The sequence below is a fragment of the Methylobacterium sp. TK31 genome (genome assembly GCF_055361545.1).
Genome location: NZ_CM143964.1, coordinates 4,070,098 through 4,094,597 on the forward strand (window position 1 = coordinate 4,070,098; position 24,500 = coordinate 4,094,597).

The 24,500-nt window shown below is 73.5% G+C and carries 26 protein-coding genes; 15 read left to right on the plus strand and 11 right to left on the minus strand.

Annotated features, from left to right (window positions below; genetic code table 11):
* The first annotated feature begins 37 nt into the window (after positions 1-37).
* From ACXJY8_RS18870 to panC, 9 genes are all read left to right on the plus strand, one after another.
* Positions 38-931 carry a DUF58 domain-containing protein gene (locus ACXJY8_RS18870; protein ID WP_463780806.1) on the plus strand — a complete coding sequence of 298 codons (894 nt, stop codon included), beginning with the start codon at positions 38-40 and terminating at the stop codon, positions 929-931.
* Positions 932-1,033: 102 nt separating this feature from the next.
* Positions 1,034-1,492: a DUF4381 family protein gene (locus tag ACXJY8_RS18875; protein ID WP_463772023.1), complete on the plus strand. Its 459-nt coding sequence runs from the start codon at positions 1,034-1,036 to the stop codon at positions 1,490-1,492.
* Positions 1,493-1,495: 3 nt separating this feature from the next.
* Positions 1,496-2,521 (plus strand): VWA domain-containing protein, encoded by a 1,026-nt coding sequence (locus tag ACXJY8_RS18880; protein ID WP_463772025.1) that lies wholly within the window; start codon positions 1,496-1,498, stop codon positions 2,519-2,521.
* Positions 2,518-3,459, plus strand: coding sequence for a vWA domain-containing protein (locus ACXJY8_RS18885; protein WP_463772029.1), 942 nt, complete (start codon positions 2,518-2,520; stop codon positions 3,457-3,459). Before ACXJY8_RS18880 ends, ACXJY8_RS18885 begins: the two co-directional genes overlap by 4 nt.
* Entirely contained in the window at positions 3,459-4,367 is a 909-nt protein-coding gene (locus ACXJY8_RS18890) for a tetratricopeptide repeat protein (protein WP_463772031.1), read from the plus strand. Before ACXJY8_RS18885 ends, ACXJY8_RS18890 begins: the two co-directional genes overlap by 1 nt.
* Positions 4,368-4,651: 284 nt before the next feature.
* Positions 4,652-5,914 carry a hypothetical protein gene (locus tag ACXJY8_RS18895; protein ID WP_463772034.1) on the plus strand — a complete coding sequence of 421 codons (1,263 nt, stop codon included), beginning with the start codon at positions 4,652-4,654 and terminating at the stop codon, positions 5,912-5,914.
* 26 nt (positions 5,915-5,940) lie between these two features.
* On the plus strand, positions 5,941-6,855 hold the full coding sequence (gene bla / locus ACXJY8_RS18900; RefSeq protein ID WP_463772038.1) for a class A beta-lactamase: 915 nt from the start codon (positions 5,941-5,943) through the stop codon (positions 6,853-6,855).
* Between the two features lie 50 nt (positions 6,856-6,905).
* Positions 6,906-7,301 carry a hypothetical protein gene (locus ACXJY8_RS18905; protein WP_463772040.1) on the plus strand — a complete coding sequence of 132 codons (396 nt, stop codon included), beginning with the start codon at positions 6,906-6,908 and terminating at the stop codon, positions 7,299-7,301.
* 88 nt (positions 7,302-7,389) lie between these two features.
* On the plus strand, positions 7,390-8,247 hold the full coding sequence (gene panC, locus ACXJY8_RS18910) for a pantoate--beta-alanine ligase (protein WP_463772043.1): 858 nt from the start codon (positions 7,390-7,392) through the stop codon (positions 8,245-8,247).
* A gap of 12 nt (positions 8,248-8,259) precedes the next feature.
* Here panC and ACXJY8_RS18915 read toward each other — a convergent pair whose 3' ends face one another.
* From ACXJY8_RS18915 to ACXJY8_RS18950, 8 genes are all read right to left on the minus strand, one after another.
* Positions 8,260-9,615, minus strand: coding sequence for an extracellular catalytic domain type 1 short-chain-length polyhydroxyalkanoate depolymerase (locus ACXJY8_RS18915; protein WP_463772047.1), 1,356 nt, complete (start codon positions 9,613-9,615; stop codon positions 8,260-8,262).
* A 68-nt stretch (positions 9,616-9,683) separates the two neighbouring features.
* Entirely contained in the window at positions 9,684-10,109 is a 426-nt protein-coding gene (locus tag ACXJY8_RS18920; RefSeq protein ID WP_463772050.1) for a CopG family transcriptional regulator, read from the minus strand.
* Positions 10,110-10,271: 162 nt separating this feature from the next.
* Positions 10,272-10,997, minus strand: a complete 726-nt coding sequence (dnaQ, locus tag ACXJY8_RS18925; protein ID WP_463780809.1) for a DNA polymerase III subunit epsilon — start codon at positions 10,995-10,997, stop codon at positions 10,272-10,274.
* Positions 10,998-11,055: 58 nt separating this feature from the next.
* Complete coding sequence (coaE, locus tag ACXJY8_RS18930; protein ID WP_463772053.1) at positions 11,056-11,670, minus strand: dephospho-CoA kinase; 615 nt, start codon at positions 11,668-11,670, stop codon at positions 11,056-11,058.
* Positions 11,667-12,506: a shikimate dehydrogenase gene (locus tag ACXJY8_RS18935; RefSeq protein WP_463772055.1), complete on the minus strand. Its 840-nt coding sequence runs from the start codon at positions 12,504-12,506 to the stop codon at positions 11,667-11,669. The genes coaE and ACXJY8_RS18935 overlap by 4 nt, the downstream gene beginning before the upstream one ends.
* Entirely contained in the window at positions 12,503-13,489 is a 987-nt protein-coding gene (locus tag ACXJY8_RS18940) for a cation diffusion facilitator family transporter (protein ID WP_463772057.1), read from the minus strand. The genes ACXJY8_RS18935 and ACXJY8_RS18940 overlap by 4 nt, the downstream gene beginning before the upstream one ends.
* Before the next feature lie 111 nt (positions 13,490-13,600).
* On the minus strand, positions 13,601-14,089 hold the full coding sequence (gene hemJ / locus ACXJY8_RS18945) for a protoporphyrinogen oxidase HemJ (protein WP_463772061.1): 489 nt from the start codon (positions 14,087-14,089) through the stop codon (positions 13,601-13,603).
* Positions 14,055-15,215 carry a uroporphyrinogen decarboxylase gene (locus ACXJY8_RS18950; protein ID WP_463772065.1) on the minus strand — a complete coding sequence of 387 codons (1,161 nt, stop codon included), beginning with the start codon at positions 15,213-15,215 and terminating at the stop codon, positions 14,055-14,057. Before ACXJY8_RS18950 ends, hemJ begins: the two co-directional genes overlap by 35 nt.
* Before the next feature lie 566 nt (positions 15,216-15,781).
* On the opposite strand from ACXJY8_RS18950, the gene ACXJY8_RS18955 reads away from it, so the two are divergent.
* The 3 genes from ACXJY8_RS18955 to ACXJY8_RS18965 are packed head-to-tail and all read left to right on the plus strand — an operon-like array spanning position 15,782 to position 17,642.
* Positions 15,782-16,612 carry a pyruvate, water dikinase regulatory protein gene (locus tag ACXJY8_RS18955; RefSeq protein WP_463772070.1) on the plus strand — a complete coding sequence of 277 codons (831 nt, stop codon included), beginning with the start codon at positions 15,782-15,784 and terminating at the stop codon, positions 16,610-16,612.
* 17 nt (positions 16,613-16,629) lie between these two features.
* Positions 16,630-17,262: a Maf family protein gene (locus ACXJY8_RS18960; RefSeq protein WP_463772075.1), complete on the plus strand. Its 633-nt coding sequence runs from the start codon at positions 16,630-16,632 to the stop codon at positions 17,260-17,262.
* A gap of 29 nt (positions 17,263-17,291) precedes the next feature.
* Positions 17,292-17,642 carry a lysozyme inhibitor LprI family protein gene (locus ACXJY8_RS18965; protein ID WP_463772078.1) on the plus strand — a complete coding sequence of 117 codons (351 nt, stop codon included), beginning with the start codon at positions 17,292-17,294 and terminating at the stop codon, positions 17,640-17,642.
* Between the two features lie 41 nt (positions 17,643-17,683).
* Here ACXJY8_RS18965 and ACXJY8_RS18970 read toward each other — a convergent pair whose 3' ends face one another.
* From ACXJY8_RS18970 to ACXJY8_RS18980, 3 genes are all read right to left on the minus strand, one after another.
* The gene (locus ACXJY8_RS18970; RefSeq protein ID WP_463772081.1) at positions 17,684-18,388 is read right to left on the minus strand and encodes a uracil-DNA glycosylase; all 705 of its coding nucleotides are present in this window, start codon (positions 18,386-18,388) and stop codon (positions 17,684-17,686) included.
* Positions 18,388-19,941, minus strand: coding sequence for a bifunctional metallophosphatase/5'-nucleotidase (locus tag ACXJY8_RS18975; RefSeq protein ID WP_463772083.1), 1,554 nt, complete (start codon positions 19,939-19,941; stop codon positions 18,388-18,390). Before ACXJY8_RS18975 ends, ACXJY8_RS18970 begins: the two co-directional genes overlap by 1 nt.
* Before the next feature lie 141 nt (positions 19,942-20,082).
* Complete coding sequence (locus ACXJY8_RS18980) at positions 20,083-21,036, minus strand: class I SAM-dependent methyltransferase (protein ID WP_463772086.1); 954 nt, start codon at positions 21,034-21,036, stop codon at positions 20,083-20,085.
* Positions 21,037-21,161: 125 nt separating this feature from the next.
* Between ACXJY8_RS18980 and hemH the strand changes: the two genes are divergently transcribed.
* The 3 genes from hemH to hisG all read left to right on the plus strand — a co-directional run bounded on the left by hemH (position 21,162) and on the right by hisG (position 24,495).
* Positions 21,162-22,238, plus strand: a complete 1,077-nt coding sequence (hemH, locus tag ACXJY8_RS18985) for a ferrochelatase (protein WP_463772089.1) — start codon at positions 21,162-21,164, stop codon at positions 22,236-22,238.
* A 90-nt stretch (positions 22,239-22,328) separates the two neighbouring features.
* Positions 22,329-23,522, plus strand: a complete 1,194-nt coding sequence (locus tag ACXJY8_RS18990; RefSeq protein ID WP_463772092.1) for an ATP phosphoribosyltransferase regulatory subunit — start codon at positions 22,329-22,331, stop codon at positions 23,520-23,522.
* On the plus strand, positions 23,515-24,495 hold the full coding sequence (hisG, locus tag ACXJY8_RS18995) for an ATP phosphoribosyltransferase (protein WP_463772097.1): 981 nt from the start codon (positions 23,515-23,517) through the stop codon (positions 24,493-24,495). Before ACXJY8_RS18990 ends, hisG begins: the two co-directional genes overlap by 8 nt.
* Positions 24,496-24,500: the final 5 nt, after the last annotated feature.

The following is a 24,500-nucleotide window of genomic DNA, read 5'->3' on the forward strand; positions in this document are numbered from 1 at the left end:
CGCAGCCGCAGTCGCCCTGCCGGACACCGACCCGCTGATGGCGCCGGGCATCCACCTCTCCGGCGAGGCGCTGATGGGCCTGCGCCACCTCGCCCGGCGCGGCTCCGGCCCGGCCACCCGGACGCTGGCGGGCCTGCCCGGCGGGATCGTGACCCGGCGGCGCGGGCGCGGCTCCGAGCCGGACGACGTGCGCCTCTGGTCCGAGGGCGACGACCGCCGGCACATCGACCGCAACGCCACCGCCCGCACCGGCATCCTGCACGTGCGCACTCACCACGACGAGCGCGACCGGGCCGTGGTGCTGCTCGCCGATGTCCGGCCCTCGATGCTGTTCGGCACCCGGCGCGCCCTGCGCTCGGTGGCGGCGGCCGAGGCCCTGGTCCTGCTCGGCTGGCGCATCGTCGGCGACGGCGGCCGCATCGGCCTCGTGGCGGCGGGGACCGGCGAGCCCGTGGTGGTGCGCCCGGCCGGCGGCGAGCGGGCGATGACCGCCCTCACGGGCGCCCTGGCGCTCGCCCATGCCCGCGCCCTGGCCGACGGCGCCGCCGAGGACCCGCCCCTCGCGCCGGCCCTGACGCTCGCCCAGAGCCTGCTGCCCTCCGGCGGCCACCTCGTCATCGGCAGCGCCCTCGACGCGCCGGGCCCGGATTTCGACCCCCTCCTGACGATCATGGCCGAGCGCCTGTCGATCCGCCTCGTCCTCGTCAGCGACGCCTTCGAGCGCGCCCGGCCGCCGGGCTTCTACCCCTTCGCCACGCCGGACGGCCGGCGCGGCACCGTGCAGGCGAGCCGGGCCGACCGGGCCTCCCCGGGCACCGATGCCCGCCTCGTCGCCTATGCCCAGCGCGGCATCGCGGGCCTGCGCCTCGACGTCGAGGCCGGTCCGGAGGCCTACGCGCCGCTGATGGAGCGCCTCGATGCGATGCTGTAGGGCGCCAAGCATTCGGGGACCAAGCTCTCGGGGACCAAGCACTCTGGCACCAAGCTCTCGGGGACCAAGCTCTCGGGGACCAAGTCGCCAGGGAGTGGCCCGGTGACGCCCGACGCCCCGGCCGGCCTCGACCAGCTGCGCGGCCTGCACCTGCCCGCCGAGACGGGCGGGGCGCAGGGCGCCGTGATGCTCGCCATCGCGCTGGGCTTCACCGCGGCCCTGGTCCTCGGGCTGCTGCGCTGGCTGCGGGCGCGTCGGCGCGGCTCCGTCCGGCGCGCGGCCCTGGCCGATCTCGCCGCCGCCAACGCCCTGCCGCCGGAGCACCGCCGGGTGGCGCAGGCGCAGCTCCTGCGCCGCCTCGCCCGCACCCTCCAGGGCGACGCCGCGGCGGATGCCCAGGGGACAGCCTGGGCCGCCACCCTCGACCGGCTCTTCGCCACGACCTTCTTCAGCGCCGGCGCGGGCCGGATCTTCGCCGAGGGCCTCTACCGGCGCGACGCGGCCGAGCCCGGCCCGGTGGAGGCCGAGCTGGCGCGGCTGTTCGCCCGGATCGGGGCCTGAGCCATGCTGACGGAATTTTGGCCGCACTGGCTCACCGCCCTGACCTCGGCCTTCGACCTCGCGAGCCCTTATGCCCTGCTGCTGCTGCCCCTGCCGCTCCTGGCGGCCCGGCTGATGCCGCCCGAGCGGGTCGGGGCGAGCGGCGCCCTGCGGGTGCCGCCCTCCCTGGTGGCCGAGGCCGCCCGGGGCGACAGCGTGGCGGCGCGCGGGCGCGGCCGCACCGTCCTGGTCTGGACCCTGTGGGCGGCCCTGGTGGTCGCGCTGGCGGGGCCGCGCCTCGTCCTGCCGGCCACGGCCCTGCCGGCCTCGGGCCGCGAGATCATGCTGGTGATGGACCTCTCGGGCTCGATGGAGCGGCGCGACTTCGCCCTCGACGGCCAGACCGTGACCCGGCTCGCCGCGGTCAAGCGGGTCGGCACCGACTTCATCCGCCGCCGGGCCGGCGACCGCATCGGCCTCGTCATCTTCGCCAACGAATCCTACGTGGCCGCGAGCCCGAGCTTCGATACCGCCACCGTCGCCCGCGCCCTCGACGAGGCGACCATCGGCCTCGTCGGCCGCTCCACCGGCATCGGCGACGGCCTCGGCCTCGCCCTCAAGCGCCTGACCCCGGCGGGGCCGGAGGTCGAGGGCGCGCCGCCCACCACCGCCAAGGTGGTGATCCTGATGACCGACGGCGCCAACAATGCCGGCCAGACCACGCCCCGGGACGTGGCCGGCCTCGCCAAGGAGCTCGGCGTGCGCGTCCACACCATCGCGCTGGGGCCCCGCGACCTCTCCAACGCCGAGGGCGAGCAGGACGTCGTCGACACCGAGACCCTGCGCGACATCGCCGACCTCACCGGCGGCCGGATGTTCCGGGTGAAGACCACCGACGACCTCATCGCCATGGCGGAGGCCATCGACGCGATCGAGGGCGGCCGCGCCAAGGCGCCGCCGGTGCCCCTGCGCAAGGACCTCTGGCCCTGGCCCGCCGCCCTCGCCTTCCTGGCCGCGGCCGGCCTCCTCGCGTCGCGGCGGACCGCATGAACCTCCTCGACACGTTCCTCGCCTCTTGCGCAGTCCTGCGGCCCTGGTGGCTGGTGGCGATCCCCCTCGTCGCCGCCCTGGCGCTGCGTGCCGCCTGGCGCTCGGCCCCCCTCGGCGACTGGACCCGGGCCGTCGATCCCGGCCTGATGGCGCTGCTCGCCCGGCGCGGGGCGGTGCTCGGCGGACGCCGGCAGGCGAACCTCGCCGCGGCGATCGCGGCCGGGCTCGTCGCGCTGGCCCTCACCGGCCCGGCGGTGGAGCGCCCGGACGCCGCCACCTTCCGCAACCTCGACGCGACCGTGGTGGTATGCGACCTGTCGCGCTCCATCGCGGAGGGCGGCCATCTCAAGGACGTGCGCCAGATCGCGCAGGCGGTGGCCGAGGCCGCGGGCACCCGCAGCGTCGCCGTGGTGGTCTATGCCGGGGACAGTTACCTCGCCGCCCCGCCCACCACCGACCGGGACGCCCTCGCCTCGACCCTGTTCGCCCTCGACGGCGACACCGTTCCGGACCGGGGCACCCATCCCGAGCGCGGGCTCGCGCTCGCCCGCCGCACCCTGGAGGAGGCCGGGGTGATCGCGGGCGACGTGGTCCTCGTCACCGACGGCGACGGCATCGGCGACGCGGCCCTGCGCGAGGCCACGGCGATTCGGGCCAAGGGCTGGCACCTGCACGGGCTGTTCGTGCCGGCCGGTCCCGGCCTGCCGGCGGGTTCGCCCAAGCCCGACCGGGGCGCCCTCGAGCGCCTGACCGATGCGGGCGCGGGCCGCTTCGCCCTCCTCGACAGCCCCGCCCCGGTTCTCGACGCGGTCGGCGCCAGCACCGCCCAGCACCTCGCCGCCGGGGGCTACACCGTGCTGGCCTTCGCCGATCTCGGGCGCTGGCTCGTGCTGCTGGCCCTGCTGCCGGCCCTCGTCCTGTTCCGCAGGAGCGCCTGATGGCCCTCGGTATCCTCTCCGACCGCCTGCCGGCCCTCCCCCGCGACTGGACCCGCTGGGCGCGCTTCGCCGCCCTCGGGCTCGCGGGCGCCAGCATCCTCGGCCTCACCGCCACCGCGCAGCCGCGCACCGGCCTCGGCCGCGCCCTGATGGGGGCCGGCCTGCCGGGGGCCGCCGCCTGGGTGTTCGACGATCCGGCCTGGCGCGGCCCGGCCCTCTACCAGGCCGGGCGCTACACGGAAGCCGCCGCCCTGTTCCGCAACGGCGGCCGGCGCAACGCCTACAACCTCGGAAACGCGCTCGCGAAATCCGGCGACCTGCAGGGGGCGTTGGACGCCTACGACGCCGCCCTGCAGTACAACCCGCGCGATGCCGACGCGCAGGCCAACCGCTCGCTGATCGCCCGCCTCGTGGACGAGGGCGCCGGCGATCCCGGCAAGGGCGGCGGCGTGGCCAACGCCACCGCCACGGTGGGCGCGCGCTACAACAAGACCTCGAACCAGGACCCCAACGACGACACCCAGGCGACCTCCAGCGGCGAGGGCCTGGCCGGCAACAAGGAGGGCGGCACCACCTCCTCGACGCCGGGCAACAGCAAGGTCGCCCGGCGCGGCAAGGCCGAGCAGGTCTCGGTGGATTCCGGCAAGGGCGAGGCCCGCGGCTCGGCCAGCGACGCGGCGGGGCGCGGCCGCACCGGGGCGGGCTCCGCCATGGTCGCGGCCGCCCCCGAGCGGGAGGTGCGCCGGGTGACGAAGAGCTTCGAGGCCCACGAGATCCGCCCCGACCGCCTCTGGCTGCAGACCCTGCCGGACGATCCCGGACGCTATCTCAAGCTGCGCCTGAAGGCGGAACAGGCGGCCCGCGTCGAGGCCGGCACCGCGGTGCCGGGAGGAAGCAATCCATGGTGAGCTTGGCGAATCGCATCGCGCGATTTCTCTCCCCCCCGCGCCATGGCATTTACACATCTCGTGGGACGGGCGGGTCCCCTCTCCTGGAAGGAGAGGGACAGGATGAGGTGTGGTCCATCTCCGGAGAGGTCACGCACCTCACCCCAGCCCTCTCCTTCCAGGAGAGGGAGCACGGTGGCGCCTTGCACCCACCCGGGAAGGACTTTCGTCACACTGTTCCTGAGCGCGGTCGGTTTCGTCACAATTGCGTGGATCCGGTGGCCCGCCGAGGGACGAGGGTTCTGGTGGTGTGCCTCGCCCTCGTCCTCCTCGCGCCCTGCCCCACCCGCGCCGAGATCGGCCCCGGCGACCTCACCCTCACGGTGACCCCGGAGCGCAACGGCAACGCCGATCCGTTCCCCCGCGAGATGGTGCTGCTGCGCATCCACGGGGTCTACCGCCAGCCGATCCTGCTGGAGGAGGTGATCCAGCCCTCGCTGGCCAATTTCAGCTGGACGCAGCTCGGCCGCGACGCCTGGTCGAAGACCCGCCTGCCCGACGGGCAGGTGGCCATCGCCTTCGACCGGGTGGTGGCGGTCTTCCCGCACCATCCGGGCGACTTCACCATCGATCCGTTCCTGCACCGCCTCACCGTCAACGACGGCGGCAAGCGGGTCGTGGTCGACGTGCCCTCGGCCCCGGTGACCCTGCCCGTCGCCACCTGGACGAAGCCGGTGGGCGGTCCCGACGCCAAGGAGCCCTGGTGGCTGCCGGCCAAGGACGTGACGATCACGGATTCCTGGAGTCCCGATCCCGAGACGGTCAAGCTCGGCGAGACCACCCGGCGCATCGTCACCCTGGAGGCGCAGGGCATGGTCGCCGAGGGACTGCCGCCCCGCCCGGTGATGCGCACGCGCGGCATCCTCACCTTCGCCGGGCCGGTGACCCGCGAGACGATCATCACCCCGGCCGGCCCGGTGGCGCGGGCGACCTACCAGTGGGACGTGCGCCCCGCGATCGAGGAGATCATCCCCCTCGACGCGATCGTCATCCCGTGGTTCGACACCGTCTCGCGCACCCTGCGCGAGGCCGAGATTCCCGCCCGCCAGATCGGCGGCGGACTGCCCGACCGTGACGACGAGGCGAAACCCGTCCTGCCCGCCTCCCCCCTGGTGGTGGCGACGGCGGCCCTGGGCGCCTTCGGCCTCGGCCTCGCCCTGCTGGGCTTCGGCACCGGCGCCCGCACGGGACGCCGGCGCCTCGACGGGCGGACGCGCCGGGCGCTGGGCCGGGCCGCCTCGGCCCGGGATGCGCGCGCCTTCCGGGCCCGGCTCGATCCCGTCCTCCTGGAACAGCCGGACCTCGCCCGCGCCTGGCGGGCCGACCCCGAGATCGCCGCGGGCCTCGACGCCCTCGACGCCCATCTTTACGGGCCCGGCAGCGCGGCCGGGCCGGACCTGCCCGGCCTTGCCCGCGCCCTGGCACGCCCCGTCGCCACACCCGCGACGGCGACGGACGCGCCTGCGCGCCTCGCCCCCCTCGACGGCCGGGCGCGGGCCGCAGGCTGAACCCCGCCCCGACACGCCGGAACACCATGAGCCTGACGCGACGGACACTCCTCGGAGCGAGCGCCCTCCTGCCGATGCTGGCGCAGCCGGGAGCGGCGCAGGACGGGCCGGATCGAGGGGGTGCCGGGCGGTTCGCCGAGGCCGAGGCGGCGTTGGCGCGGATCGCCCGGGACCTCGGCGGCCGGGCCGGGATCGCGGTCCTCGACCTGGGCGGCGGCCCCGCCCTGCTGCACGACGCCGAGGCCACCTTCCCGATGTGCAGCACCTTCAAGCTGCTCCTTACCGCCGCGATCCTGGCCAGGGTCGAGGCCGGCCACGAGCGCCTGGACCGGCGCCTCGCCTACGGCGAGGCCGACCTCGACAGCTACGCTCCCGTCACCGGGGGCGCCCTCAGGGCGGGCGGCCCGGAGGCCGGGGCGATGTCCGTGGAGGCCCTGTGCGCGGCCGCGATGGTCTGGAGCGACAACACCGCTGCCAATCTCCTGCTCGGCGCCCTCGGCGGACCCGCGGCCCTGACCGCCTGGTGCCGGAGCCTCGGCGACCCGGTGACCCGCCTCGACCGGACCGAGCCCGACCTGAATTCGGCCGTGCCCGGCGATCCCCGCGACACCACCCGGCCGGCCGCGATGGCGGCCACCGCCGGAAAGATCCTGCTCGGGCCGTCGCTGACGGAGGCGGGCCGTGCCCGGCTCGAGGGCTGGATGACGGCCTCCCGCACCGGGACGAAGCGCCTGCGGGCAGGACTTCCCGCCGCGTGGGGGGTCGGCGACAAGACCGGCAGCGGGGCGAACGGCACCGCCAACGTGGTGGCGCTCCTGCGTCCGCCGGCCCGGGCACCCCTGGCGGCGGCCGTCTACCTGACGGGATCGGACGCCGCGAGCGAGGCCCGCGACGCGGCCCATGCGGCGATCGGTCGGGTCATCGCGGCGGCCTATGGTTAACACTCGGTTCACGCCTGCCTGCCACCGTCGTCCCGCGAGGAGTGGACCCGATGCGGCGTGGCTGTGTGGCGATCAGACGGGGCGGGCCGGTGCTGGTACTCCTGGCCGGGCTGACGGCAATCCCCGCCGAGGCGGCGGATTTCGGCGGCCTCACCTTCCGGACGCCCGGCCGCGCGGCGGACGGGTATGCCCCGGAGCCCGAGGGCCTGCCGCGCTACTTCCCCCGGGCGGACGAGGAGGGCGGGGCGGTTCGCCGCCCGCCGGTGGTGCGTCGGCAGCTGGCCGGCTGCATTCCCCGGCGGGTTCCCATCCCCACCGATGCGCTCGGCGACCCGAGCTATGTCGGCTCGGCCTACGGCCTCGGCAAGCCGAGCTATTACGGCTTCACCCCGCCCCTCGGGGTCGACGATCCCTATGGCCGGCCCCTGCGGCCCTATTGTCCCTGAGGCGTCTGGCATCCGGACGGCGGTGCGATTAGGTCTCGCGCCCGAGGCGCGATTCCCGCCCCGAGGACCTGCCGAGGACGATCCACCGATGTCCGATCCCGCTTCCCCGCTCCGGTTCACGGCCGTCGGTCCCCTGCGCGCCGAGGTCGCCGCCTGGCGCCGGGCCGGCGAGCGGGTGGTGCTGGTGCCGACGATGGGTGCGCTCCATGCCGGCCACCTCGCCCTGATGGCGCGGGCGCGCAGCCTCGGCCGGCGCGTGGTGGCGAGCATCTTCGTCAATCCGACCCAATTCGGCCCGAACGAGGATTTTTCGCGCTATCCCCGCGACACCGAGGCCGACCTCGCCCTGCTGGCGGAGGCGGGCGTCGACGCCGCCTACCTGCCGGAGGTCTCCGGCATGTATCCCGAGCATTTCTCGACCCGGATCGAGGTGGGGGACCTCACCGAGGGCCTGTGCGGCGCCTATCGGCCGGGCCACTTCGCGGGCGTCGCCACGGTGGTGACCAAGCTCCTCAACCAGGTCCAGCCCGACTGCGCCCTGTTCGGCGAGAAGGATTACCAGCAGCTCCTGGTGATCCGCCGTGCCGTGCGCGACCTCGACCTGCCCGTCGAGATCCAGGGGGTGCCGACCCTGCGGGAAGCGGACGGCCTGGCGCTGTCCTCGCGCAACCGCTACCTCGCCCCCGACGAGCGGGCGCGCGCGCCGCGCCTCCACGCCGTCCTGTCCGAGATTGCCGCCGGGCTCGCGGCCGGCGCGGATGCCGGTCCCCTGGTCGCGCGGGGCCGGGCCGCCCTGGCGGCGGCGGGCTTCGCGCCGGTGCAGTATCTCGAGGTCCGCGATGCCGAGACGCTGGCGCCGGTGAAGCGCGCGACCCGGCCGGCCCGGGTGCTGGCGGCGGCCTATCTCGGGGCCACGCGCCTCATCGACAACGTCGCGGTGGGCTGAGCCGCCGGACGCTCAGGCCCGGCCCGCCGCCAGAGGGTTCGCCCGGAAGAAGTCGAGCATCGCCCGCGTGGCGTCGGGTCCGCGCGGATCGGTGTAGCTCCCGGCCGGACTGCCGCCGGACCAGGCATGGCCGAGGCCGCGCACGATCCAGCCCTCCACCGCGACCCGGCCGTCCGCGTCGGCGTAGCGGGTGCGGGTGTAGGACAGGCCGCCCGGGCTCACCGCCTCCGCCGCCTCGGGCGTCAGCCCGTCGATGCCGGCCTGGGCCAGCGCCTGCTCGCCGTTGCGGGGATTGACCGTGCCGTCGCTCTCCCCGTGGAACACGATGGTGGGCACCCGCACCGTGGAGACCGCGCCGTCGGCGGTGGCCACGGGGCCGAGGCGCATCACCGTGAGCGCGGTCGAGACGTCGCGGGCACAGCCTGCCGCGAGGCCGGAATGGATGCCCACCGCGGCGTAGAGGTCGGGATAGACCCGGGCGATGTTCACCGCCGCGGCGGCGCCCGCCGACAGACCGGCGATGTAGACCCGGCTCGGATCGACCCGGTGCTCGGCGATGATCGCGCGCGTCAGCCCGGCGATGATCCCGGCCTCGCCGGACTCCCGGCCCTGGTCGACGGGCTGGAACCAGTTCCAGCAGCGCTGGCCGTTGGCGCGCCCGCTCTGGGCCGGATAGGCGACGAGGAAGCCTTCCGCCTCGGCGAGGGCGTTCATGCCGGTGCCGGCGGCGAAATCGTCCGGCGACTGGGTACAGCCGTGCAGCATCACCACCAGGGGCAGGTTGGGACGTGCATCGCTGGGGACGAACAGCTTGTAGTCCCGCGCGCCGGCGGCGTTCGAGAAGCTGTGCGTGGTGAAGCTGCCGCCCTCGGTGAGGGGTGCGCGGGCCTGGTTGAAGCCCGACGGGCCGAGGCCCCCGGCCAGCCCCGAGACGAGGGAGCCGAGATTGCCGCCGCCCTGGCCGGTCTTGCCCAGGCCGCCGAGCACCGGGGCGATCCCCCGCGTCACCGTCTCCACGACCTTGCGCAGCTTCTCGGGCAGGATCGCGGCGAGGCCGGCCTCCTCGCCGGAGGCCGGACCTGGCCGCGACGCGGGATGTCCGGTGGCCCTGGCCGACGTGCCGGGGTGGTCGGATGCCGCGCGCTGGGCGGCGAGACCGGTCTCGATGCGCTCGGCCACGAGGTCGATCGTGCGGGGCTCAGCCGCCGGGGCGGCGTGTCCCACCGGGGGCCGGGGCGCGGGCGGTGCGCCGGAAAAGCCACGCTGCAGCAGGTCCGTCGCGTCCTGCAGGCGTCCGGCCGCCGTGAGGCGCGTCGCCTCCATCATGTCGGCGAGGCGGTCCTGCATCCGGTTCGAAGGATCGGTCATGGGGGTCGCTTTCCGGCTCGACGCCGTGTCGAACCATGCGAGGTCGGGAATACGGGCTGGGACGCTGTCTAGAGAAGGCGGTCGGCGAGGGCCGCCTTCACGGCCGGGGTCGCCTGCAGGCTTCCCATGACCTCGATCGACGCGATGGCGTCGCGGGCCAGTTCCGGGGTCACGTCGGGCGCGATGCTGGCGAGCCCGAGGACGCGGATGTCGAGGCGGATGCCGCTGGCGCGCGCGGCCTCGAGTTCGGCCCGGTCGTAGCGGCGCAGGCCGAGTTCGACGCCCTTGCGGGCGACGGATTGACGGGTGACGTCGCCGTGGCGGGCGATCTGGTTGCGCACGGCCGTGCGGATGAAGTCGCTCCGGTTGGCATAGACGCTCTCGGAGACGAGGAGATCGATGTGGCCGAGGTCGACATAGCCGAGATTGATCGTGATCTTCTCGGTGTCGCCGACCCGGATCGGCGCCTTGGGCTTGTCCTCAAGATCGAGCATCGTACCTTCCCGCTACCATCCCACTGGATGGTATATGGGAGGTCTTTGCTGCGATGCAATATGTTGGGTCGTGCGTCGCAGCATCGTGACGCAGGGCGTGACGGCAAGGACGGACCCGTCGAACGGACAATCCCGCCCGGGCCGGACAGGTTCGGTCCGCTGTCAGGCGGACTCCTCCTCGCCGAGATAGTCGCGCCAGATCGCGCCGCCGCCGCCGAGGGTCGCGATGAAGGCGGCGTGCCGGGCGCGCTCGGCCTCGCTGAGCCGGTGGCGCAGCTGGCGCGGGCCGACCGGCACCGCCTCGCCGCCATCCCCGAGGATCACCACCTCCTCCACCTCCGTCATGGCGAGGCCGAGGCTGGTCTGCTTACCGCCGAGGAGCTCGACATAGACCTCCGCCAGGATCTGCGCGTCGAGGAGGGCGCCGTGCTTGGTCCGCCGCGTGGTGTCGATGCCGTAGCGCGAGCACAGGGCGTCGAGGTTGTTGGCCGCTCCCGTATGCTTGCGGCGGGCGAGCTGCAGGGTGTCCACGACGTCGGCGAGGTCGATGGGCGGGGGCGCGGCCGCGCCGAGGCGGGCGTATTCCATGTTGAGGAAGCCGACGTCGAAGGGCGCGTTGTGGATCACCAGGGGCGAGTCGCCGCAGAAATCGCGGAACGCGTCGACGATGTCGGCGAAGAGCGGCTTGTCGGCCAGGAAGGCGTCGGAGATCCCGTGCACCGCGAAGGCGCCCTGGGAGACAGGCCGGGTCGGGTTGATGAACTGGTGGAAGGACTTGCCGGTCTGGACGTGGTTGATCAGCTCGACGCAGCCGATCTCGATCAGGCGGTCGCCGTTCTTGGCGTCCGTGCCGGTGGTCTCGGTGTCGAGGACGATCTCGCGCAGCATCGAAGGATCCTGGAGGGTGGCGTTCGGCCATCGGACCATGCGCTCTCCGCAGACCGCGTCAAGGCGCGGCCGGCCCCGGTCCCGCGGTCAGTCGCCGGATGATCGCCGCCACCTCGGCCTCGGCGTGGTCGAAGCCCAGGCTGGTATCGAGGACGAAATCGGCCCGGGCCCGCTTCTCGGCATCGGGCAGCTGCTTGGCGCGGATCGCCTCGAAGGTCGCCGCATCCATGCCGGGCCGGGCGAGCACCCGGGCGCGCTGCATGTCGGGCGGGGCGGTGACGACGAGGACCCGGTCGCAGCGGGCCTCGGCGCCGGTCTCGTACAGGAGCGGGATGTCGAGGAGCACCAGGGGGGCGTCGGCGTGGCGGGCGAGGAAATCGCGGGCCGCCGCCTGGGCCAGGGGATGGACCAGGGCCTCCAGGGCGGCGAGGCGCTCGGGCGCGCCGATCACGGCCTCGCGCAGGCGCGTCCGATCGACGGCGCCGTCCGCGTCCAGCGTGCCGGGGAAGGCTTCCCCGATGGCCGCGGTCGCCGCGCCGCCGGCGCCGTAGAGGGCGTGCACGGCCGCATCCGCGTCGTGGACCGGCACGCCGTGGCGCGCGAACATCGCCGCGGTGGCGGACTTGCCCATGCCGATCGAGCCGGTGAGCCCGAGAATGACGGGCCGGCTCATGCGGGCGCGAGATCCGCGACGATCCGGGCCCGCAGGGCCGGCGTCACGCGCGGCGTGGTGCGGAACCAGCGGGCGAAGCCCGGCACCGCCTGGTGCAGCAGCATGCCGAGACCGTCGACGGCGGCCAGCCCCCGCGCCCGCGCCGCGGCGAGGAGGGCCGTCTCCAGGGGGGCGTAGACGATGTCGGCCACCGCGGCGTCCCCGGGCAGCGGCCGCAGGTCTAGATCGAGGGGCGGATGGCCGACCATGCCGAGGGAGGTGGTGTTCACGAGGAGCCCCGTCCGCGCCATCGCGTCCGGCAGGTCGTGCCAGGCCACGGCCTCGACCCGGGCGGGATCGAGCGCCACCAGGGCCTCGGCCCGGGCCGGCGTCCGGTTGGCGACCCGGACCCGGGCGAGGCCGCGCTCCAGCAGGCCGACCACGATGGCCCGGGCGGCTCCCCCGGCCCCAAGCACCAGGGCGGTGCCGGCCCCCCGCTCGGGCCAGACCGAACCGAGACTCTGGTCGAGATGCGCGATGAAGCCCGGCGCGTCCGTGTTGTCGCCGCAGAGGCGCCCGGCCCCGTCGAAGAACAGGGTGTTGACCGCCCCGATCCTGTCCGCGCGCGGCGTCCGGGACTCGACGAGCTCGAACGCCGCCTCCTTGTGCGGGATGGTGACGTTGCCGCCGGCGAAGCCGTTCTCGCGGAGCGCGGCCAGGAAGGCCGGAAAGGCCTCGGGCGCCACGTCGATGCGCTCGTAGCGGCCGTCGATGGCGTGCTCGCCGAGCCAGTGGCCGTGGATCAGGGGCGAGCGCGAATGCGCGATGGGATGGCCGACGACGAAGGCGCGGATCATACGGTGCAGTCTCCGGCCAAGGTGCAGGCGGGGCCGCCCGCCTCCTCGATCTGCAGGGTGGCGTGGCCGATGCCGAAGCGGGTCCGCAGCTCGGCGGCCGTGGCGATGAGGAAGCCGTTGCCCGGGTGTCCCTCCGCCATGACGAGGTGCGCCGTCAGAGCGATGTCGGTGGTGCTCATCGGCCAGATGTGGAGGTCGTGCAGGTCCGCGACGCCGGAGCGCCCGCGCAGGTAGGCGCCCACCGCCGTCGGGTCGATGCCGGGGGGCACCGCCGAGAGGGACATCACCACGCTGTCGCGCAGGAGGCCCCAGGTCGCCCAGACGATGAGGCCGGCGATCACGAGGCTGACCACGGGGTCGATCCAGGCCGCCCCCGTCAGCACGATGATGAGGCCGGTCACCACCACGCCGGCCGAGACGGCGGCATCGGCCAGCATGTGCAGGTAGGCGCCGCGGATGTTGATGTCGTCGCTGCCCGAGGCGAAGAGCCAGGCGGTGGCGCCGTTGATGAGGATGCCGATGCCGGCCACCACCATCACGGTCAGGCCCGCCACCGGCTGCGGCTCGGGGGCGATCAGGCGGGCCACCGCCTCCCAGGCGATGGCGCCGGTGGCCACTAGCAGGAACACCGCGTTGAACAGTGCGGCGAGGATCGAGGAGCCGCGCAGGCCGTAGGTGAAGCGGGCGGTCGGCGCGCGCTTGACCAGCACAGAGGCGATCCAGGCGACGAGGAGCCCGAGCACGTCCGAGAGGTTGTGGCCGGCATCCGCCACCAGGGCCATGGACTCGCTGGCGAAGCCGTAGATCGCCTCGATGACCACGAAGGCGATGTTCAGGCTGATGCCGATGGCGAAGGCCCGCCCGAAGGTGGCCGGCGCGTGGGAATGCCCGCCATGCGAATGCCCGCCCCCGTGGGAATGGCCGTGCCCGGCATGCGAACGGTCATGCCCGTGATCGTGCGGATCGTGCGTATGCTCAGCCATCGGTCCCGCCTTCCGTCCCGCCCCGGGCCCGGCCGGTGCGTCGGTTCGCCCCGCATCCCGGGTTCACCGCATCCCGGCATCCTGTGATCCCGGAATACAGGACCGGGGCCCTCACCCGAAACTCGGCTTCACGGCGGCCAGGATCACGATCAGGATCATGAGGAGCGTCGGCACCTCGTTGATCACCCGGTAGAACCGGTGGCCGCGCGTGTTCCGGTCGGCCGCGAAGTCCTTGACCATCCGGGCGAGCCAGCCGTGGATGCCGCTCATGGCGAGCACCAGCACGAACTTCGCCTGGAGCCAGCCGGCGGCGTAGTAGCCGCTCATCCAGGCCAGGATCAGCCCGAAGATCCAGGTGGCGATCATGGCCGGGGTCATGATCGCCTTCAGCAGGCGCCGTTCCATGACCTTGAAGGTCTCGGACTGCGCCGCCGCGTGCGGCCCCGGCACCAAGGCGGCGTGGTAGACGAACAGGCGCGGCAGGTAGAGCATCGCCGCCATCCAGGAGATCAGCGCGACGAGGTGCCCGGCCTTGAGCCAGGGATAGAGACCGTCCACCGCCGCCTCAGCCCCGGAGCCGGGCGAGCATGCGCTCGACATGGGCGATCGGCGTCTGCGGCGTGATGCCGTGGCCGAGATTGAAGATGTGCGGCAGGCCTTCGGTGGCCGCGAGCACCCCGTCCACCGCCGCGTCCAGGGCCGCGCCCCCCTCGATCAGGGTCTCGGGATGGACGTTGCCCTGGGTCACCGTGGTGGCAGGCACCCGGTCGCGCAGGGCCTTGAGGTCCACCGACCAGTCGACGCCGACCGCGTCGGCGGCGGTCTCGGGCACCACGCGGGCATGGCCGTCGAGACCGGAGCCGCGGGCGAACACGATGATCCTGGCCCCCGGTACCTGGGCGCGGACGCCGGCGATCATCCGGGCGATCGGCTGGAGCGACCAGCGGGTCAGGGCGTCGCGCTCGCCGGCCTCGGGCAGAGCGCTCTCCGAGACGTCGTTGACCGTCTCCTCGGAGGATGCCTCCGCGCCGCGCGCGTCGGGCAGCGCGCCGGCATGGGATTCAAAGATCTGCACCGCGTCGGCGCCGGCCTCGAGCTGGCGCACCAGATACTCGGTCTGCACCGTGACGAGGCGGTCGATCAGCGCCTCCACCAGGGCGGTGTCGTGCCGGGCCAGCGCCCGGGCGGGGGCGAGGTCTGGCGTGCCGCGGCCGCCGATCATGTAGCTCGCCACGGTCCAGGGCGCGCCGCAGAAGCCCAGCAGCGTGGTCTCGTTCGGCAGTTCGGCACGCAGGCGCCGAACGGTCTCGAAGACCGGCGCCAAGTGCGAAAAAATCGCCGGGTCGCCGGCCTCGCGCAGGCGCCCGAACTCGGCCCGGCCGGCCAGGGCGTCGAGGCGTGGCCCCTCCCCTTCCACGAAGCGGACGTTCTGGCCGAGCGCGTCCGGGATCACCAGGATGTCGGAGAACAGGATCGAGGCCTCGAAGCCGAAGCGTCGGATCGGCTGCAGCGTCACCTCGGTGGCGAAGTCGGGATTGTAGCAGAGGTCGAGGAAGGAGCCGGCCCGGGCCCGGACCTCACGGTATTCCGGCAGGTAGCGCCCGGCCTGGCGCATCATCCAGGCGGGGGGTCGGGGCAGGGCCTCGCCCGCCAGAACCCGCAGGACCGCCCGATCCCCCGGCCCGCGATCTCCTGGACCGCGGTCCCCTGCATCTGCCTGGCTCATCCGATCTCCGACGTCCCGTTCTCTGAGGGCCGGTATGTAGCACCGAAGCGTCGGATGTCCTCCTCTCGAAAACCCGGGCTCTCGAAATGCCGCGCCCGCGAAGGACGCGGCCTTCGTTCGGGTGCCGGAGAGGCGCTCGGGCCGTCATCCCCACACCGCCTCTCTAAAAGGAAAGAGAGATTCTAGGACTCTGTTTTTTCTTTTAGAGGGGCGGATGGCGGGAGCGAAGAACCGTCCACAGGGCGTCCCCGCGGCCGCGGCGTTAATCAGGCTTTAACGGATTGGGTCCAATGTCCCGGATAGGTGATGGCCTACAGTGCCTTGCCCCTGCCCGGCCGCTCCCGACCGGGCCTCGGTCCCGGATTCTCCCAAAACCGCGCGGGAATCGCGCCGGTGTGATCGCGTGTTGACGCCGGAGTCGACAAGCCGGCTCAGTCACCCGCTGGACCGTTCGGGCAAGCCGGCTTATCCACCCTTATCGACTCCCCTGACCGAGCCCGGTGGACAAGACCCTGCGGCGCGCCGCCCGGGCACCTTTCCGCCGGGCCGGAGGAGACTGCCCCTCGATGAGCCGTAGCTATTTCCACCTGCACCTCGTCTCGGATTCCACCGGCGAGACGCTGATCAACGTGGGCCGCGCGGCCGCCGCCCAGTACGAAGGCGTCTCGGCGATCGAGCACGTCTATCCCCTGGTGCGCTCCGCACCGCAGCTCGAGCGGGTGATCTCCGAGATCGAGGCCGCGCCGGGGCTCGTGCTCTACACCCTGGTGGGCCACGACCTCACCGAGCGGCTGGAGGCGGCCTGCCGCGAGACCGGCTCGCCCTGCCTCTCGGTGCTGCAACCGGTGCACGCCCTGCTGCAATCCTATCTCGGGGCGGACTCGACGGCCCGGCCGGGCGCGCAGCACATGCTCAACGCCGAGTACTTCAAGCGCATCGACGCGATGAACTTCACGCTCCTGCACGACGACGGCAACCTGCCGCCCGACGTGGACGAGGCCGACGTGATCCTCGTCGGGGTCAGCCGCACCTCGAAGACCCCGACGGCGATCTACCTCGCCAATCGCGGGCTCAAGACCGCGAATTTCCCCCTGGTGCCGGGCATGCCCCTGCCCGAGAGCCTGGAGAACGCGCGCAAGCCCCTCCTCGTCGGGCTGCTCGCCAGCCCCGAGCGCATCGTCCAGATCCGCCAGAACCGGCTCCTCAGCCTGAAGGCCGACGATTCCTCGCTCTACGTCGACCGCAGCGCGGTGGCCGACGAGATCGCCGCCTGCCGGCGGCTCTGCGCCAAGCATCGCTGGCCGACCATCGACGTGACCCGGCGCTCGATCGAGGAGACGGCCGCAGCCATCCTCGACCTGCACCGCGAGCACCGCCTGAAATTCATCGCCTCGTGAGTGCGCCGAGCCACCCGATGCCCGGTTCTCCGAGGCCGGCCTCCCCCTGGCGCGGGGACCTGCCCCTTCTCCTCGCCTCCACCAGCGCCACCCGGCGCGCGCTCCTCGCGAGCGCGGGCCTCGCCGTCGACACCGAGAGCCCGGGCGTCGACGAGCGCGCGTTGGAGGCGGCTTGCGCCGGTCTCCCGCCCGAGGCCCTGGCCCGTCGGCTGGCCGAGGCCAAGGCTTCGGCCGTGGCGGCCCGCCGGCCCGAGCGCGTGGTCGTCGGGGCCGACCAGGTCCTCGAATGCGACGGCACCCTGTTCCACAAGCCGGCGGACCTCACCGCCGCCGCTGCGCAGATCACCGCCCTCGCGGGCCGGACCCATGCGCTGCGCTCGGCGGTGGCCCTGGCCGTGGACGGCGCCGTGGTCGAGAGCTTCGTCGAGACCGCGCACCTGACCCTGCGGCCCCTCGATGCCGCGGCGATCGCGGCCTATGTCGATCTCGCCGGGCCCGACCGGGTCTGCGCCAGCGTCGGCGGCTATCAGCTCGAGGGTCTCGGCATCCACCTGTTCGCGGCGATCGCGGGCGACCATTCCACCATCCTCGGCCTGCCGCTGCTGCCGCTCCTGGCGCGGCTGCGGGCCCGGGGCTGGCTCAGCTTCTGACGACCGACCGACCCCGCGAGACCTGCTCCATGGTGACGAATCTGCGCCCGCTCCTCGGCGCCCTGCTCCTCGTCCTCGCGGCCGGCGCGGCCGAGGCGGCGAGCTTCCCCTGCGAGAAGGCGGAGACCGCCGACGAGAAGGCGATCTGCGCCCACCTGCCCCTCAACGATCTCGACGTCGAGATGGCGACCCGCTTCGAGATCCTGCGGGCGATGCTGCCCATGGGCGGCAACGCCAAGCTGCGCGAGGACCAGGAGACCTGGCTCACCGAGCGCCGCGCCTGCGGCGGCGACGTCGCCTGCCTGAAGCAATCCTACGAGGGCCGGCTGACGGTCCTGCGGGCCGTGTTCTCCGAATTCGCCAAGCAGGGGCCGCTCTGACGACCCGGAGCCGGCAACGATCCGGGCCGGGACTCCCGGTCTCAGCCGAGACGCCAGTCGATCGGCGCGACGCCGTGGGCCGACAGCCAGGCATTGGCGGCATCGAAGGGGCGCGAGCCGGGGAAGTCCCGCGCGCGGTTGAGCGGCGAGGGATGGCCGCATTCCACGATGCCGTGGCGGCCGGCCTCCACCAGGGAGGCCCGGGCCCGGGCCTGGGCGCCCCAGAGCAGGAACACCGCCGGCTCCGGGCGGGCCGAGACCGCCGCCACCGCCTGGTCGGTCAGGGCCGCCCAGCCGTAGCGCAGATGCGCGCCGGCCTTGCCGGCCTCCACCGTGAGGGCGGCGTTGAGGAGGAGCACGCCCTGCCGGGCCCAGGGCGTGAGGTCGCCCGTCCGGGGCTTGGCCGGCGGCGCGCCCGGTTCGGCGAGTTCGGCCAGGATCACCTTGAGCGAGGCCGGGAGACGCCGCGGGCCGACATACGAGAAGGCAAGGCCGTTGGCGTCGCCCGGCGTCGGATAGGGGTCCTGGCCCAGGATGACGACCTTGACCCGGTCGAGGGGCGTGAGCGCGAGAGCGTTGAAGATGGTCTCGGGCGCCGGCAGCACGGCCGCGCCGGCGGCGAGGCGGGCATCGACCCGGGCGGCCACCGCCTCGGCCGCGCCGTCTTCGAAGAACGGCAGGGCGAGCCAGGGCGAGCCCGATCTGCGGAAGCGGGCGAGGGCATCGGCGACGGGGGTTTCGGGCATCAGCGGACCAGGATGCGGCCTTCCGCGGGGGCGGAGAGCGGAGTGTTGGCCCGGATATAGGCCATCACCGCGTTGGCCACGAGCTGCCCGTCCGTCCGGCCGATCAGGGTCCTGCCCCGGGCGAGCTCGCCGTAGCCGTTGCCCCCGTCGTACAGGAAGTTGTTCGAGGCGACCGTGTAGGATGCCTCGGGGTCGAGGGGGACGCCGTCCGCGCTCAGCGACACGATCCGCGCGCCGGGCGGGGCGGCGGGATCGAGGGTGACGACGAGGCCGGAGACGTGCGGGAAGCGGCCCGCCGGGCGGCCCCAGTCGGCCAGCGCCCCCTCGAGGAGGGCCCGGATGCGGGCGCCCGTCAGCGACACCAGGACGACGGTGTTCCCGAAGGGCAGCTCGGTGAGGATGTCGCGGCGGGTCAGGGTCGCGCCGGCGGGATAGAGCCGGTTGCCGCGGATGCCGCCGCCATTGGTGATCGCGACCTGCGCCCCCGTGGCCGCGCGCAGGGCATCGGCCACGAGGCTGCCGAAGCTCGACTCGCGGACCCGCGCCGCGGAGACCCGGCTGTCGAGGGGGGCGCGGGTCACGCCCACCGGAAGGTCGAGCTCCCGCGCGAGCGCGTCTTGGAGGCGCTGCACCAGCGCCAGGGTCTCGGGGTCGGGGGTGACCCGGGCCGAGTCGTGGATGCGGAAGCTCGGGCGCCAGTCCACCCGGCGGTCCCGGCCCGTCCCGGTCACCGTCGCGGTGACGTCGATGGCGGTGACGTACTGGGCGTCGAAGCTCGATTCCGCCATCACGGTCCGGCCGTCGTAGCGGACCACGAGGTCGTGGTCGTGCCCCGAGAGCAGGATGTCGACGAGGCGCGCGGCCACGATGGCGTCGTCGGTGGCCCGGTCGGTGTGGCAGACCCCCACCACGAGGTCGACGCCCTCCGCCCGCAGGGCCTGGACCTGGCCGGCCAGGGTCTCGATCTCGGGAGCGAAGCGCAGGTCGCCCGCCTGCGACTTCTCCGGCGTGCTCGCCAGCGCGATCCCCACCACGCCGACCCGGATGCCCCCGAGGGTCACGACCAGGCGGTCGCGCAGGCCCGCGAGGGGCCGGCCAGCGCCGTCGCGCAGGTTGGCCGCCAGGACCGGGAAGGTGGCCTCGCCCATGCGCTGGGCAAAGACCGCGGGGCCGAAATCGAACTCGTGGTTGCCGGGCACGAACGCGTCGGGCGGCGCCCGGTTGAGGAGCTCGACGATGTGGGCGCCGCGGTCGAAGCCCGACATCAGCGAGGGCGAGAGGGCGTCGCCCGCATGGGCGTAGAACGTCGGCACGCCCCGGGCTCGCTCGGCCTTCACGATGGCGGCGAGGCGGGCGAAGCCGCCCCGGCCGTCCACCTCGGCCATCTGGTAGAGGTCGTTGACGAGGAGCAGGGTGAAGGTCGGGTCCGGCGCCGTCGCGGGCGCGGCTTCGGCCGGGCTGCCCAGAGCGACGGCGAGACCCGCCCCGAAGGCGAGGGTCTGGCGCCGGTTCGGGATCGGTCCGGCGGGATTCGTTGTGGGAGGATTCGTCACGGCGGCGTCTCGGGCGTCGGGCGGGCGGCCGGATGCCGCCGCCTGATCCCCGTGTTCTAGGACGCCGTTCGCGAAGGGCCTACGACGGCCGGCCGCCGCCGCGCGAGGGTCCGGCCCCCGTGTCAGGTGTCTCCGGCCGCCTCAGCGCGACACGAAGGTGTCGCGTACCGCCTTGGCGTTGCGGCGGACCATCGGCCAGAGCCAGGCGCCGGAGGCCAGGAAGATGGCGGGGGGCATCGGCTTCAGCTCCACGGCCAGGCGCTCGGCGAGGCCGGGATTGGCCAGGACGACGGGCGCGGCGTCGGTCTTGGCGTAGACCACCGCCGTGTTCTCGCGCGGATAGTCCGGATGCGGCACGAGGCCGGCCCGGCGGGCGGTGAGGTCGAAGGTCTCGCGCACGAAGCCGTGGACATGGGCGAAGTGGAAGCGCTCGTGCGCCGGCTTGCCGGTGGTGGCCATGTCGGGCACCGCGGCGAAGAGCACGCCGTCCGGCTTCAGCCAGCGCGACAGGCGCTCCATCACGTCGGCCGGGTCGCGCAGGTGCTCCAGCACGTGCCGGGTGGTGATGACGTCGAAATGCGCCTCCGGGAAGCGCTCGTCGCCGGCATCGTCCAGCACCTCGACGCCGTGGTGGCTGCGGGCGTAGTTGGCGTAGTCCCGCCCCGGCTCGATGCCGATCGCCTCGCAGCCCTTCGCACGGGCCTCGGCCAGGAACTCGCCCGAGCCGGAGCCGAAATCGAGCACCCGGGCGCCGGGCTTCAGCTTGGGGGCCAGGAGGCCGGTGCGGAAGGCGGCCTCGCGGGCCGAGCGCTTGAGGTGGACCCGGGGCGGCCCGCCCGCGAAGGCGAGCTGGTAGTCGGCCCGGTAGGCGCTGGCGTAGTAGTCCGCGAGTTCGGTCGGGGTCGGCATCGGATCGGTGCGGATCAGGCCGCACTGGCGGCAGGCGATGGAGCGCAGAGTCTTCAGCCGGCGGTCGCTCTCGGCCACCACCACGGATTCCGCCGAGCCGCAGAGATTGCAGGCGGTCGGCCCCCCCGTATAGGGATAGCCCGTGAAGGGCATGAAGTGGTTGAGGAAGTACCGGGGAGACGGCATGTCGCGCCTTCATCCATCGTGTGATCGCTGGAAGGCTTCAGGCTCTAGATAGATATCCCCGATGGCACAACCTGTGTGAATCCACCGCTCTCAAGCGCTCATTTCTGGAGCGATACGGAAACCCGATGAACGAACGCGTCGCACCGCCGCTCCCGCAGGACGGCCTGTCGCTCCCGACCCAGACGAGGGCCCCCCTGCCGGCCGAGCATCCGCCGGTGCGCTGGGGCCGGGTCGGCGTCCTCCTGATGAATCTCGGCACGCCGGAGGGCACGAGCTACTGGCCGATGCGCCGCTATCTCAAGGAATTCCTCTCCGACCGCCGGGTGATCGAGGTGCCGCGCCTGATCTGGTGGCCGCTCCTCAACCTCGTCATCCTGACGAAGCGCCCGGGGCCGAAGGGCCGCGACTATGCCAGCGTATGGAACAACGAGCGCGACGAGGGCCCGCTCAAGACCATCACCCGCGGGCAGGCCGAGCGCCTGCAGGCGGCGATGGGGGATTCGGTCGTGGTCGACTGGGCCATGCGCTACGGCAAGCCGGAGGTCTCCGTGCGCATCCAGGCCCTGCTCGACCAGGGCTGCGACCGCATCCTGCTGGTGCCGCTCTATCCCCAATACGCCGCCGCCACCTCGGCCACGGCCTGCGACCAGGCCTTCAAGGCCCTGATGCAGATGCGCTGGCAGCCGACGGTGCGCGTCTCGCCGCCCTATCACGACGACCCGGTCTACATCGAGGCGATGGCGACCTCGATCCGCGAGGGCCTGGCCAAGCTCGACTTCGAGCCCGAGGTGATCCTGACCTCGTTCCACGGGGTGCCCAAGAGCTACCTCCTCAAGGGCGACCCCTACCATTGCCAGTGCGTGAAGACCGGGCGCCTGATCCGCGAGGCCCTGGGCTTCTCGACGGAGAAGATGCGCACCACCTTCCAGTCGCGCTTCGGCAACGAGGAATGGCTGCGGCCCTACACCGACGAGACCGTGCAGAACCTCGCCAAGAGCGGCGTCAAGCGCATGGCGATCGTGGCGCCGGGCTTCACCGCGGACTGCCTCGAGACCCTGGAGGAGCTCGACGGCGAGAACCGCCATTATTTCGAGGACAACGGCGGCGAGCAGTTCGCCTACATCCCCTGCCTGAACGACAGCGACCTCGGCATGCGGGTGATCGAGACCGTGGTCCGGCGCGAATTGCAGGGTTGGGTCTAGATCCGCCGGGCCGGAGGCCTCCGCCGAAAGCCATCGCCAAGCGCAGGCCCGGTTGCTACTAGAGCCCGCGACGAGGCGGCAGGCGAGACGATGACGAGACCGGAGGCAGGCGGGGGCACCGCGGGGGAACGATCGCAGGACCACCTGCGCCTGCTCGCCCATTTCCAGGAGGCCGGATACGGCGCCGTGACGCCGCCGGTGCTCCAGCCGGTGGAGCCGTTCCTCGAACTGTCCGGCGAGGATATCCGCCGGCGCATCTTCGTGACCCAGGACGCCGCGGGCAGCGAACTCTGCCTGCGTCCGGAATTCACGATCCCGGTCTGCCGCCACCACCTCGCACACGCCCCGAAATTCTCCGCGCCCCGGGGCGCGCCGCAGGGGGCCGACTACAGCTATCTCGGGCCGGTCTTCCGGCTGGCCGGCGACGAGCCGGACGAGTTCCTCCAGGCCGGCATCGAGTCGGTCGGACGCATCGACACGCCGGCCGCGGACGCGGAGGTGATCGGCCTCGCCCTGGAGGGCCTCGCCCTGCTCGGGCGCAGCGACGTCGCCGTCCGCCTCGGCGACATGGGCCTCGTCGACGCCCTGCTCGACGCCCTCGGCGTGCCCCCCACCGCCAAGCGCCGCACCCTGCGGGCGCTGGCCGCCGGCCGCTCCCTCGATGCGGTCACCAACGGCCTGCGCAGCGAGGATCCGCATGCGGGTCTGCTGGCCGCGATCCAGGGCCAGGACCCGAAGGGCGTGCGCGCCTTCGTGGAGGACGTGCTGTCGATCGCCGGCATCTCGCGGGTGGGCGGCCGCAGCGCCGGGGAGATCGCCGAGCGCTTCCTCGCCAAGGCGGCCGCGCAGGCGAGCGGCGGCTCCGGGCTCAACCCCGAGAACCGCGCCATCGTCGAGCGCTACCGCGCCATCGAGGGCGATCCCGACAGCGCCGCCGCGGCGGTGCGGGCCCTGGTGCAGGAGGCCGGCCTCGACCACCCGCCCCTCGATGCGGCCCTCGACCTGTTCGAGGAGCGCACCGGCTTCATGGCCGCCCGCGGCCTGGCCGTGGAGCGCTTCCATTTCTCCGGCGGCTTCGCCCGCAACCTCGACTACTACACCGGCTTCATCTTCGAGGGCACGGCGCCGGATGCGCCGAAGCTGCCCCTGGTGGGCGGCGGCCGCTACGACGGCCTGCTCCAGCACCTCGGGAGCCCCGTGCCCGTGCCCGCCGTCGGCTGCGCCGTCTGGCTCTCGCGGGTCGCCGCGGACGCTCCCACCGAGAAGGACGCGACCGTTGGCTGAACCGGATTCCCTCGTCCTCGCGGTGCCCTCCAAGGGCCGGCTGCAGGAGAACGCCGCCGCCTTCTTCGCCCGGGCCGGCCTCAAGCTCGCCCAGAACACCGGCGCGCGCGACTATCGCGGAAAGCTGGTGGGCGTGCCCGGCGTCGAGGTGCGCTACCTCTCGGCCTCCGAGATCGCGGCGCAGCTCGCCAGCGGCGCCGCCCATCTCGGCATCACCGGTGAGGACCTGATCCGCGAGTCGCTGCCCGACGCGCGGGGCCAGGTCGAACTCCTGACGCCGCTCGGCTTCGGCCAGGCCACCGTGGTGGTCGCCGTGCCCCAGGCCTGGATCGACGTCCGCGCCATGAGCGACCTCGACGAGGTCGCCGCCGAGATGCGGATCCGCCAGGGCAAGCGCCTGCGCATCGCCACGAAGTACATCAACCTCACCCGCCGGTTCTTCGCCGAGCACGGCGTGGCGGATTACCGCATCGTCGAGAGCCTGGGCGCCACCGAGGGCGCGCCGGCGGCGGGCTCGGCCGAGATCATCGTCGACATCACCACCACGGGGGCGACGCTGGCCGCCAACGCCCTGAAGATCCTGGAGGACGGGATCATCCTGCGCTCGGAGGCGAACCTCGTCGCCTCCCTGAACGCGCCCTGGGGCGAGCCCCAGCGCCGGGCCCTGCGCGCCGTCCTCGGCCGCATCCAGGCGGAGGAGCGTGCCCGCACCACCCGCGAGGTCCGCGCCGCCATGCCGGACGACGGCGACATCGACCTGGCCGGCATCGCCGCCCTGCACGATGCCGGCCTGCCCTACGGCGCGCCTGAGGGCCGCGGCGAGATGGTGCTGCATTGTCCCGTCGACGCGGTGTTCGATCTGGCCGACGCCCTGGTCAAGGCCGGGGCGGGGGCCGTGAACGTGCGCAAGATCGACTACGCCTTCACGCCGGACAACCCGCTGATGGACCGGCTGCTCGCCCGGCTCGGCTGAGGCCG

Excerpts from the sequence above, each read along its gene's own strand:
- ACXJY8_RS18870 (WP_463780806.1), top strand. The coding sequence starts at position 38 with ATGGCGCCGGGCATCCACCTCTCCGGCGAGGCGCTGATGGGCCTGCGC.
- ACXJY8_RS18880 (WP_463772025.1), top strand. The coding sequence starts at position 1,496 with ATGCTGACGGAATTTTGGCCGCACTGGCTCACCGCCCTGACCTCGGCC.
- ACXJY8_RS18885 (WP_463772029.1), top strand. The coding sequence starts at position 2,518 with ATGAACCTCCTCGACACGTTCCTCGCCTCTTGCGCAGTCCTGCGGCCC.
- ACXJY8_RS18890 (WP_463772031.1), top strand. The coding sequence starts at position 3,459 with ATGGCCCTCGGTATCCTCTCCGACCGCCTGCCGGCCCTCCCCCGCGAC.
- bla (WP_463772038.1), top strand. The coding sequence starts at position 5,941 with ATGAGCCTGACGCGACGGACACTCCTCGGAGCGAGCGCCCTCCTGCCG.
- ACXJY8_RS18905 (WP_463772040.1), top strand. The coding sequence starts at position 6,906 with ATGCGGCGTGGCTGTGTGGCGATCAGACGGGGCGGGCCGGTGCTGGTA.
- panC (WP_463772043.1), top strand. The coding sequence starts at position 7,390 with ATGTCCGATCCCGCTTCCCCGCTCCGGTTCACGGCCGTCGGTCCCCTG.
- ACXJY8_RS18915 (WP_463772047.1), bottom strand. The coding sequence starts at position 9,615 with ATGACCGATCCTTCGAACCGGATGCAGGACCGCCTCGCCGACATGATG.
- ACXJY8_RS18920 (WP_463772050.1), bottom strand. The coding sequence starts at position 10,109 with ATGCTCGATCTTGAGGACAAGCCCAAGGCGCCGATCCGGGTCGGCGAC.
- dnaQ (WP_463780809.1), bottom strand. The coding sequence starts at position 10,997 with ATGCTGCGCGAGATCGTCCTCGACACCGAGACCACCGGCACGGACGCC.
- coaE (WP_463772053.1), bottom strand. The coding sequence starts at position 11,670 with ATGAGCCGGCCCGTCATTCTCGGGCTCACCGGCTCGATCGGCATGGGC.
- ACXJY8_RS18935 (WP_463772055.1), bottom strand. The coding sequence starts at position 12,506 with ATGATCCGCGCCTTCGTCGTCGGCCATCCCATCGCGCATTCGCGCTCG.
- ACXJY8_RS18940 (WP_463772057.1), bottom strand. The coding sequence starts at position 13,489 with ATGGCTGAGCATACGCACGATCCGCACGATCACGGGCATGACCGTTCG.
- hemJ (WP_463772061.1), bottom strand. The coding sequence starts at position 14,089 with ATGTCGAGCGCATGCTCGCCCGGCTCCGGGGCTGAGGCGGCGGTGGAC.
- ACXJY8_RS18950 (WP_463772065.1), bottom strand. The coding sequence starts at position 15,215 with ATGAGCCAGGCAGATGCAGGGGACCGCGGTCCAGGAGATCGCGGGCCG.
- ACXJY8_RS18955 (WP_463772070.1), top strand. The coding sequence starts at position 15,782 with ATGAGCCGTAGCTATTTCCACCTGCACCTCGTCTCGGATTCCACCGGC.
- ACXJY8_RS18960 (WP_463772075.1), top strand. The coding sequence starts at position 16,630 with ATGCCCGGTTCTCCGAGGCCGGCCTCCCCCTGGCGCGGGGACCTGCCC.
- ACXJY8_RS18965 (WP_463772078.1), top strand. The coding sequence starts at position 17,292 with ATGGTGACGAATCTGCGCCCGCTCCTCGGCGCCCTGCTCCTCGTCCTC.
- ACXJY8_RS18970 (WP_463772081.1), bottom strand. The coding sequence starts at position 18,388 with ATGCCCGAAACCCCCGTCGCCGATGCCCTCGCCCGCTTCCGCAGATCG.
- ACXJY8_RS18980 (WP_463772086.1), bottom strand. The coding sequence starts at position 21,036 with ATGCCGTCTCCCCGGTACTTCCTCAACCACTTCATGCCCTTCACGGGC.
- hemH (WP_463772089.1), top strand. The coding sequence starts at position 21,162 with ATGAACGAACGCGTCGCACCGCCGCTCCCGCAGGACGGCCTGTCGCTC.
- ACXJY8_RS18990 (WP_463772092.1), top strand. The coding sequence starts at position 22,329 with ATGACGAGACCGGAGGCAGGCGGGGGCACCGCGGGGGAACGATCGCAG.